The sequence below is a fragment of the Oleiphilus sp. HI0125 genome, from assembly GCF_001635355.1.
On sequence record NZ_LWGF01000926.1, the window covers coordinates 1 to 1,255 of the forward strand.

Below are 1,255 nucleotides of genomic sequence, written 5' to 3' on the forward strand. Positions count from 1 at the left end.
CAGCACGAACAAGCGCCCCAAGGGTGCTTTTAAGTCACTTCGAGCGGCGGCAAGGTATTTTGCATAATGGCGTATGTGACGGTGACTATGTAAACAGCAGAAATACAGCGCAAAATATGCAAACGGATGACAGGCATACGAGAGTGTGAGCAAAAACAGCCATTCGAGACGAAATGGTCGGGTAAATACGGTAAACAGGTTGATGAATGCCGCCAAGCTCACCAAACCTGTGGCAATGATAAACGCACTCGTTTCTGAGGCTGAAACCCCCAATTGCGCTAAAATCGCCACACTTTCTTGCGTGTGCCAAACAAAGGGAAAGGCAATGATGCTGGCACCATAGAGCGCACGTAAGTAGTGAGCGTATGGCTCCTTATTGGTTTCCACATCTTCGCCAAAATGCCAAGAGGAAAGCGCTAAAAATAGGCATAACGATAAAGTGGGCAGCGCGAGCCAAAGCCCAAACGCCAGCATGCAAAGCAAAAGATAGAGGCTGCTAAATCTTATGAAACGTGTTTTACGCTGATGAATGTTTTGATCGAAGATCCATGGATCAAGTAAGCCATGGGGCAGCCCATAAACAATGACGAGGCCCACTAAAATATATAACGATAGATCGCTCGGAAGGAGTTGTAGTGCGATTGCCAGAGCGCTAATCAGTAGGTAGGGACCGCAGGTATTGATGGCATTGCCTTGGGCATTTGTTTGTACTTTTTTATTGGCGATTAGCATTTTTTTGCTCCGCCTGAATTGATGAATCCGCGCGGCTGACAGAGCGCCTGAATAAAGGGGATTTTGGGCATTGCCATGATGACATTTAGCCAATCTTTTACGCTCGCCTCGCCAGCCATAAAGCGGGCAAAGCCGTCATCAGGCAGCGCCCGAGCCACTTGACTTAATATATCACCCCCTAATCTTGGTTGATTAATCAGCACCTTGATAAACAAAGCGTCGAGGAATCGAACGCTCGGATGATAAGTATCAACGGTTTCAAGACGGCCCGTACGAATCCACTGTTCGGCCGTCGCTGCCGCCCAGTGCTGCATCGCTAAAAAACCATAACCGGAAGAGGCGCGCAATGCGCCAGCAGCGAGGCCGGCGCGTGGCCAGGATGTATGACCAGAATTGACGCGTCCCATCGGTAAAACGCCCTCTTCATGACGAATGCATTGAGCTGGCGCTAAGCCATATTGCGTCATCCATATCTCTATTTTGGTCTGAAGTATCTCCGGGTCAACCATATGCTGTGTAAAGC

The 1,255-nt window shown here is 49.0% G+C and carries 2 protein-coding genes; both read right to left on the reverse strand.

Translation table 11 applies throughout. The features are described from left to right. The coding region (locus A3762_RS16050; protein ID WP_197469308.1) for a Brp/Blh family beta-carotene 15,15'-dioxygenase at positions 1-825 on the reverse strand (825 nt) is incomplete at its 3' end. After that, on the reverse strand, positions 726-1,255 hold a 530-nt coding region (locus tag A3762_RS16055), incomplete at its 5' end, for a lycopene cyclase family protein (RefSeq protein WP_231878833.1). The genes A3762_RS16050 and A3762_RS16055, both read right to left, overlap by 100 nt.